This is a genomic window from Streptomyces sp. CB02980, from assembly GCF_014451325.2.
GTDB lineage: Bacteria > Actinomycetota > Actinomycetes > Streptomycetales > Streptomycetaceae > Streptomyces.
Map to the genome: position 1 here is coordinate 6418 of NZ_JACSCH020000042.1, position 9585 is coordinate 16002.

At 73.9% G+C, this 9585-nt stretch carries 1 protein-coding gene; it reads right to left on the minus strand.

What is annotated here, in order from left to right; translation table 11 throughout:
• The coding region (locus tag E0F75_RS39515; protein ID WP_229315880.1) for a type I polyketide synthase at positions 1-9585 on the minus strand (9585 nt) is incomplete at both ends.

A 9585-nucleotide genomic window follows, 5' to 3' on the forward strand; every position in this document is an offset into this window, starting at 1 on the left:
CAGCTCACGACCCATGCCGACCCACTGCGCACCCTGACCCGGGAACACGAACACCGAACGACCACGAGCAGCAGCACCAGCGCCCACCGTCACACCCGGCGCCGACTCACCGCGTGCCAGCGTGCCGAGACCCGACAGCAGCTCGTCACGGGAACCCGCGACCACCACCGCACGATCCGACAGCACCGCACGACCGGAGACGAGCGAGCCCGCCACACCGGCCGGCGAGACGTTCTCGCCCGCCTCGACGTACGCGGCCAGCCGCTGCGCCTGACCGGCCAGCGCACCCGCGCCCTTGGCCGACACCACGAAGGGCAGCACCGCATCGCTCTCGACCCGCGGCGGCAGTTCGGTCTCCGAGGGCGCCTGCTCCAGGATCACGTGCGCGTTCGTACCGCTCGCGCCGAACGAGGACACACCGGCCCGGCGCGGACGGTCGGTCTCCGGCCATGCCCGGGACTCCGTCAGGAGCTCCACGGCACCGGCCGACCAGTCCACCTGCGGCGTCGGCTCATCGATGTGCAGGGTCGCCGGAAGGACACCGCGGCGCATCGACTCGACCATCTTGATCACACCGGCGACACCGGCCGCGGCCTGCGCGTGCCCGATGTTCGACTTCAGCGAGCCCAGCAGCAGCGGCCGGTCGTCGGAACGTCCCTGGCCGTACGTGGCAAGCAGCGCCTGCGCCTCGATCGGGTCGCCCAGTGTCGTCCCCGTACCGTGCGCCTCGACGGCGTCGACATCCGCCGACGAGAGACCCGCACCGGCCAGCGCCTTGCGGATCACCCGCTGCTGCGCAGGACCGTTCGGAGCCGTCAGACCGTTCGACGCACCGTCCTGGTTCACCGCCGAACCCCGCACCACCGCCAGCACGCGATGCCCGTTCCTGCGGGCCTCGGAGAGACGCTCCAGGAGCACCACACCCACGCCCTCGCCCCAGCCCGTGCCGTCGGCGGAGGCCGCGAACGACTTGCAGCGGCCGTCGAGCGCGAGTCCGCGCTGGCGGGAGAACTCCACGAAGGCGTCCGGGCTGGACATGACGGTCGCGCCACCGGCGAGCGCCATCGAGCACTCGCCCTGCCGCAGCGCCTGCGCCGCCAGGTGGATCGCGACGAGCGACGACGAGCAGGCCGTGTCCACGGTCACCGCGGGACCCTCGAACCCGAACACGTACGACACGCGGCCCGAGGCCACACTGCCGGCCGTGCCGGCCATCACGTAGCCCTCGACACCCTCGGGCGCCCGGCCCAGCCGCGACACGTAGTCGTGGTGGACGATGCCGGTGAAGACGCCGATGTCCTTGCCGCCGGTGGACCGGGGGTCGATGCCCGCCCGCTCCAGCGCCTCCCAGGAGGTCTCCAGAAGCAGCCGCTGCTGCGGGTCCATGGCGAGTGCCTCGCGCGGGGAGATCCCGAAGAGACCCGCGTCGAACTTCGCGGCGTCATGCAGGAATCCGCCGGTGCGCGCATAGCTGGTGCCCTGGTGGTCCGGATCCGGGTGGTAGAGCCCGTCCAGGTCCCAGTCCCGGTCGACGGGGAAGCCGGAGATCGCGTCGCGCTTCTCCGCGACGAGTCGCCACAGGTCTTCGGGGCTCTCCACACCGCCCGGCAGGCGGCAGCTCATGGCCACGATCGCGATCGGTTCGTTCGGATCGGACGCGGCGGCCGTACCCGACGGGGCATCAACGGCCGTGTCGTCACCGAGGAGTTCGGCGCGCAGATGTCCGGCGAGCAGGGCGGGCTTCGGGTAGTCGAAGACCACCGAGGCGGAGAGTCCTTCGATCCCCGTCGCGTGGGCCAGCCGGTTGCGCAGCTTGACGGCCGCGAGGGAGTCGAAGCCGAGGTCCTTGAAGGAGCGGGTCCGGTCGAAGTCGTCCGCCTCGCGGTGGCCGAGGACGGCGGCCGCGCCGGATTCCACGAGCTCGACCAGGAGGCGCTGCTGTTCCGCGCCCGTGAGCCCGGTCAGCCGCTCGGCGAGCGACCCGGCGGCGCCCGTGTCGCGCGCCACCACACGGCGGCGGACCTCCCCGGCGGCAGACGGCCCGGCGGGAGCCGCGGCGTCGGTCGTCTCCCCTGTGCCGTCGACGAGTTCCAGCGGTCCCATGGAGGCGACCGGCGCGCCCGTGGGGTCCGCGAGCTCGACCAGATGGCGTCCCTGGCCGGTGGAAGTGATCCGTACGCGGACGGAAGTGGCGCCGGCCGCGTGGACGACGAGCCGCGCGCAGCGGGCGAGGTCGCGCGGCGGCGGCGTGCCGTCGACGGCTGCCACGAGCCGCACCACGGTGTCGAGGAGGACCGGGTGCAGGGTGAACCGATCGGCCTCGTCGAGGAGGTGGTCGTCGAGCGTCACCTCGGCGAAGGTCCGTCCGCCGTCCTGTCGGACCACGCGCACGCCGGGCACGGTGATGGCAGAGGTGTCCGCGGCGGACGGCCAGGTCGCGAGGTCGAACGACGCCTCCGGCATCCCGGTGACCAGCACGCCACCGGCATGGCGCGTCCAGGGCACCCGGCCCGCGTCCGCGCCGTGGAGGCGGCTGTACGCGTGCACCGTGCGGCGCCCGGAGGCGTCGGGGCCGCCAACGACCACCTGAAGCTGGACGGAGGTGTGCTCCGGCAGCACGAGGGCGGTCTCGACGGCCATCTCTTCGAGCGTCCCGCAGCCGACGGCGTCGCCGGCCTTGGCGATCATCTCAAGCAGCGCGGAGACGGGGACGGTGAGGGCGCCCCGCGCCCGGTCGTCCGCGCCGAGGAGCCGACCGTGACGGGCGGCCGAGAGCCGTGCGGTGCAGACGATCCCGCCGTCACCGGGCAGCTCCGTGGGGGCGCCGAGCAGCGGGTGGTCCGCGCCGCCCGTTCCGCCGGCGCCGGCGTCGACGTCAAGGGCGCGGTCGAGCCAGTAGCGCCGGTGCTGGAAGGCGTATGTCGGCAGATCGGTCCTGATCGGGCGCGGCTCCGCGTACAGGCCGGTCCAGTCGAGCGCGATGCCTCGTACGTACAGCTCCGCGAGGGCGGTCAGGACGCTGACGTCCTCCGCCTGGTCGCGGCGGAGCGTGGCCACGCAACCGTTCGCATCGGGCGAGCCGGTCGAGCCGAGCGCGCCGGTCAGGGCGGAGGGAGTGACAGGGGACAGCGTTCCGAGGGCCATCCCGGTGAGGACACCGCCCGGCCCGAGCTCCAGGTACGTGGTGGCGCCCAGGTCGTTCAGGGTCGCGACGGCGTCGGCGAAGCGCACGGCGTGGCGGACCTGGTCCACCCAGTAGTCCGGGGTGCCGAGCTCGCCCTCGGCGAGGGCCTTGCCGGTGAGGGTCGACACCATGGGGAGGGCGGCGGGGCGGTACTCAAGCCCTTCGCAGACCACGCGGAACGCGTCGAGCATCGGCTCCATGAGCGCCGAGTGGAAGGCGTGGCTGACCTGGAGCCGGCGGGTCTTGTGCCCCCGGCCGGCCAGCTCGGCCGCGACGGCCAGTACCTCGGACTCGATGCCGGAGATCACCACCGAGTCGGGGGCGTTGACGGCGGCGACGCACACGGCGGCGCTCGTGCGGGCGTCCTCGACGAGGAGGGAGGCGACCTCGGCCTCGGTCGCCTGGACGGCGACCATCGCGCCGCCCGCGGGCAGGGCCTGCATCAGCCGGCCGCGTGCAGCGACCAGAGTGCCGGCGTCGGCCAGCGACAGTACGCCCGCGACGTGCGCGGCGCTCACCTCGCCGATCGAGTGTCCGGCGAGGAGGTCGGGCCGTACGCCCCACGACTCGTAGAGGCGGAAGAGCGCGGTCTCCAGGGCGAACAGCGCGGCCTGCGTGTACATCGTCCGGTCGAGCAGGGCCGCCTCGGCCGACCCGGGGGCCGCGAAGACGATGTCGCGCAGCGGCCGGTCGAGGTGCTCCTCCCCCAGCCGCTGCTCGACGGCCGCGCATGCTGCGTCGAAGGCGGCGCGGAAGACCGGGAAGGCGTCGGCGAGTTCGCGGCCCATACCGGCCCACTGGCTCCCCTGGCCGGTGAAGAGGAAGGCCAGCTTTCCGGCGACCGGGGTACCGGTCACCGTCCCGGGGCCCGGCTCGCCGCTCTCCGCCAGGGCGCGCAGGTCGGCGCCGAGCCGGTCCCGGTCGGTGGCGACGAGGACCGCCCGGTGGGCGAGCTGCGCACGAGTGGTGGCCAGCGAGTACGCCGTGTCGGCGACGCTCACGTCGGGCCGGCTCTCGACGAAGGAGGCGAGACGCCCGGCCTGCCCGCGCAGGCCGTCGGCCGTCCTGCCGGACACCGGCACGAGCACCGTCCGGACGCCCGAGTCGGACGCGGAGCTGGACGCGGAGCTGGACGCGGAGCTGGAGTCGGAGTCGGAATCCGCCCCGGAGACGGAGGCCGACCCGGACGCGGAGGCCGACCCGGAGACGGAATCCGCCCCGGACGCGGAGATCGACCCGGACGCGGAGATCGACCCGGAGTCGGCCTCGGAGTCACCCGGCCGAGGAGCCGTGTCCTGCTCCAGCACCACATGGGCGTTGGTACCGCCGATGCCGAAGGAGGAGACCGCGGCCCGGCGCGGACGCTCGGTCTCCGGCCACGACCGGGACTCCGTCAGCAGTTCCACCGCGCCCGCGGACCAGTCGACGTTGGTGGAGGGCGCGTCCACGTGCAGGGTGCGGGGCAGCAGCCCGTGGCGGATGGCCATCACCATCTTGATGACGCCCGCGACGCCCGCCGCCGCCTGGGTGTGGCCGAGGTTCGACTTGACCGAGCCGAGCCACACCGGCCGGTCCGCGGGACGGTCCTGGCCGTACGTCGCGAGAACCGCCTGGGCCTCGATCGGGTCGCCCAGCGTCGTCCCCGTACCGTGCGCCTCGACGACGTCGACGTCCGCCGTGGTGAGCCCGGCGTTGGCCAGCGCCTTGCGGATCACCCGCTGCTGGGCCGGACCGTTCGGAGCGGTCAGTCCGTTCGACGCGCCGTCGGAGTTGACCGCCGAGCCCTTGAGGACGGCCAGGACCTGGTGTCCGTGGCGGCGCGCGTCCGAGAGCCGCTCCACCAGCAGCAGGCCCGCGCCCTCGGACCAGCCGGTGCCGTCGGCGCCGTCCGCGAAGGCCTTGCACCGCCCGTCCGGGGCCAGCCCGCGCTGGCGGGAGAACTCGACGAAGGTGTCCGGGTTGGCCATGACCATCACACCGCCGGCCAGCGCCATGGAGCACTCGCCCTGACGCAGCGCCTGCGCTGCCAGGTGCAGGGCCACGAGCGAGGAGGAGCAGGCCGTGTCGACGGTGAGGACCGGCCCCTCCAGACCGAGGTGGTACGCGATGCGGCCCGAGAGCACGCTGCCCGAGCTGCCGGTGAGCCGATGCCCCTCGACCTCCGGGGAGCGGTGCAGAAGCAGGCTGTAGTCGTTGCTGTTGATACCGGCGAACACGCCGACGTCTCGGCCGCGCAGGGAGGCCGGGTCGATGCCGGCCCGCTCGAAGACCTCCCAGGAGGTCTCCAGGAGCAGCCGCTGCTGCGGGTCCATGGCCAGCGCCTCCTGCGGCGAGATGCCGAAGAACGCGGCGTCGAAGCCCGCCGCGTCGTCGAGGAAGGCGGCGTGGCGGACGTATGTCGTGCCGGCGTGGTCGGGGTCGGCGTCGTAGAGCCGCTCGGTGTCCCAGCCGCGGTCCGTGGGGAAGTCGGTGACCGCGTCGGTGCCCTCGCTCACCACCCGCCACAGGTCCTCGGGGCTCGCGATGCCGGCCGGGAAGCGGCAGGCCATGGCCACGATCGCGATCGGCTCGTCGGCGAACGCCCGGGCGTCCGCACCGGCCTCCGCACCGGCGGTGCCGGCCGTGCCGCCGGTCTCGATCCCCAGCGAGCCGAGGAGCATGGCCCGTACCTGCCCGGCGAGGAGGGCCGGCGTCGGGTAGTCGAAGACCATCGTCGGGGACAGCCGCAGGCCCGTCGCGACGGCGAGGCGGTTACGCAGTTCCACGGCGGTGAGCGAGTCGAATCCGGCCTCCTTGAAGGCCCGTTCCGCAGCGACGGCATCCGCCGTGGCGTGCCCGAGCACCTCGGCCGCGAGACGGCGTACGAGCTCCACGAGCGTCGCGGTCTGCTCGGCGGCGCCCAGCGAGGCGATGCGCTCGGCGAACGAGCCGGAGTCCGCGGAGGCGGTCCCGGCCTTCGGCCTCGGCGAGGGGGCCAGACCGCGCAGCAGCGGGGTCACGGGGGTGCTCGCGGCCCGGGCGCGCAGCGCACGGATGTCGAGGCGGGTGGCGACGAGCAGCGGGTCGCCGCCGCGCAGACCGGCGTCGAAGAGCGCCATTCCCTGGGCGGCGGACAGCCCGGTCATGCCGTTGCGCGTGTTGCGGTGAAGGTCGGCTTCGGCGAGGTGCTCGGTCATCCCGCTCACCTCGGACCAGTAGCCCCAGGCGAGCGAGAGGGCCGGCAGGCCGAGGGTCCTGCGGCGGTACGCGAGGGCGTCGACGAAGGCGTTGGCCGCGGCGTAGTTCGCCTGTCCCGGGTTGCCGAGCACGCCGGCTGCCGAGGAGAACAGGACGAACGCCGCGAGGTCGAGCTCTCGGGTCAGCTCGTCGAGGTGGAGGGCGGCGTCCGCCTTGGGCCGCAGGACCGTGTCGACGCGTTCCGGAGTCAGCTCGGAGACCACGCCGTCGTCGAGTACGCCCGCGGTGTGGACGACGGCGGTCAGCGGGTGCTGCCCGGCGGCGACGGTGGCGAGCAGCGCGGCGATCTCCGTACGGTCCGCCACGTCGCAGCGCGCGATCGTGACGGTGGCGCCGAGGGCGGTCAGCTCCTCGGCCAGCCGGGCGGCGCCGGGCGCGTCCGGACCCTGACGGCTCGCCAGCAGCAGATGGCGGGCTCCGTGTTCCATGACGAGGTGGCGGGCGACGATGGCCCCGAGGGTGCCCGTACCGCCGGTGATCAGGACGGTGCCTGCGGCGTCGAGCGGCCGCGCCGCACCGGTGACGCGGGACCCGGCGGCCTCGCCGGATCGACCGGCTCCGGCGGCTCCGGTCGCTTGATCGGCTCCGGCGGCTGTGGCGCGGACGAGACGCGGCACCTCGGCCACGCCCGCACGGATCCGCAGCTGCGGCTCGGAGCCGGCCAGCGCGCTCGCGAGGGCGGTACGGGAGCGGGCGTCGGCGTCGGTCTCCACGAGGACGATCCGGTCGGGGTGCTCCGACTGGGCGGAGCGTACGAGCCCCTGGACCGCGGCGGTGGCGGGCTCGCCGCCGTCGGCGGTCAGCACGACGAGCCGGGTGTCCGTCAGCGCGGGCCGGGCGAGCCACTCCTGGACGACGCCCAGCGCCGCCGCGGTCGTGGAGCGGGGATCGGAGTCGGCCGGGTCCACCTCGTACAGCAGGTGGCCGGGGGCCGTACCCGGCGCGGTGGCCACGGCGGCGACCTCCGCGGCCGTGGTCACGTACGGGTACCCGGCGGAGCCGGCGGCAACGGCGGTGCGTGCCGTGGCGGCGGGCGCCGACGGCAGCTCGGTCCAGGCGACACGGAACAGCGCGTCGTGCGTCAGGACGTCGGCTGTCAGCGCCTGCTCGGGCGAGTACGGCCGGCCGGTCACACCCGCGACGGACATCACCGTACGGCCGCTGCGGTCGGCCAGTTCGAGCGAGGTGCTCTCGCCGGACGCGGGCGCGGTACGTACCTTCAGCGCGGAGGCGCCCGACGCCCACAGGGAGACACCCGTCCACTCGTGGGGCCGCACGCCGTCCGCGAGCGCGACGGCGACGGCCGCGTCCAGGAGCGCGGGATGCAGGCCGTAACGGTCGGCGTCGGTGACGCCTTCCGGCAGGGCGACGTCCACACCGGTGGTGCCGTCGGGGGCCGACGCGTCCAGGGACGCGCTCGGAGCGAGCGTGCCGTCGGCGTGCCGGACCCACTCCTCCCGCGCACCGGAGTTCTCGGCCCGGGAGTACAACTGGATCGCCCGTCGCCCGGCCTCGTCGGCGGCGCCCACGGTCAGCTGGAGCGACCGGGCACCGCGCAGGGGCAGAACGACGGGGTGGTCGACGGTCAGCCGCTCCACGGTGGGCGCGCCGATCTCGTCGCCGACCTTGAGGGCCAGCTCGACGAGGGCGGCACCGGGCACCACGATCACGTCGGCCACGGCGTGGTCGGCGAGCCAGGGGTGCGAGCGCAGGGACCAGCGCGAGGTCGTCACGAACCCGTCGGAACCGGGGAGCCCGACGACGGCGCCGAGGAGGGGGTGGTCGGTGGAGGCGAGACCGACGGAGGCGACGTCGGTGTCGGCACCCGTCATCTGGATCCAGTAGTGCTCGCGGTCGAAGGCGTACGTCGGCAGGTCGACGCGCGGACCACCGGCAACACCGTTAGGAAGTACGGCAGTCCAGTCGACGTCGACGCCCCCGACGAAGGCCTGGGCGAGCGAGGCGAGCATGCGGCGCATGCCGCCCTCGCCCCGACGCAGAGACCCGACCATCACGGGCGAGACATCGGCGGCGTCGGCGATCTCGGTCACCGGCTGGAGGAGGACGGGGTGGGGGCTGACCTCGACGAAGACGCCGAAGCCCTCGCCTATCAGCGCACGGACAGCGGGTTCGAAGCCGACCGTCTGCCGCAGGTTCCGGTACCAGTACCCACCGTCGAGAACACCCGCCTCATCGACCCAGGCGCCGTCCACGGACGAGAAGAACGGAATCTCCGGAGCCAGCGCGGTCACACCCGCGAGCTCGGCAGCGAGCACGTCCTCGACGGCCTCGACGTGCCGGGTGTGGGACGCGTAATCCACCGCGACCCGCCGCACCCGCACACCCCGACCCTCCAAGGCGGTCAGGAGACCGTCCAGAGCCTCGGCGTCACCGGCGATCACGACCGAGGTGGGGCCATTGACGGCCGCGACCTCGACGCCTTCCACCAGCAAGTCCCGGACTTCGGCCTCGGGCAGGGCCACGGACGCCATACCGCCCGCGCCGGACAAGACCCGGCCGATCGCCTGGCTGCGCAGGGCAACCACACGCGCCGCGTCCTCAAGCGACAGAGCGCCCGCCACACACGCCGCAGCGATCTCACCCTGCGAATGCCCAAGCACCGCGTCCGGTACGACACCGGCCGCACGCCATACCGCCGCCAGCGACACCATCACCGCGAAACTCGCCGGCTGGATCACATCGACCCGCTCCAGCAGCGCCGCATCCGCGTCACCCCGCAGCACATCCGTCAGCGACCACTCCACGAACGGAGCCAACGCACGCTCACACTCGGCCACCCGACCCGCGAACACCTCCGACGAGTCAAGCAGTTCACGGCCCATGCCGACCCACTGCGCACCCTGACCCGGGAACACGAACACCGAACGACCACGAGCAGCAGAACGACCACCCTCGGACTCGCCGCGCGCCAGCGCACCGAGACCCGACAGCAGCTCCTCACGCGAACCCGCCACCACCACCGCACGATCCGACAGCACCGCACGCCCGGAGAGGAGCGACGCGGCCACTCCACCCAGCGCCACCGTCTCGCCCGCCTCGACGAACGCAGCCAGCCGCCGCGCCTGACCGGCCAGCGCACCCGCACCCTTCGCCGACACCACGAACGGAAGCACCGCATCACCGTCGAACGGCGCGACGGCGGC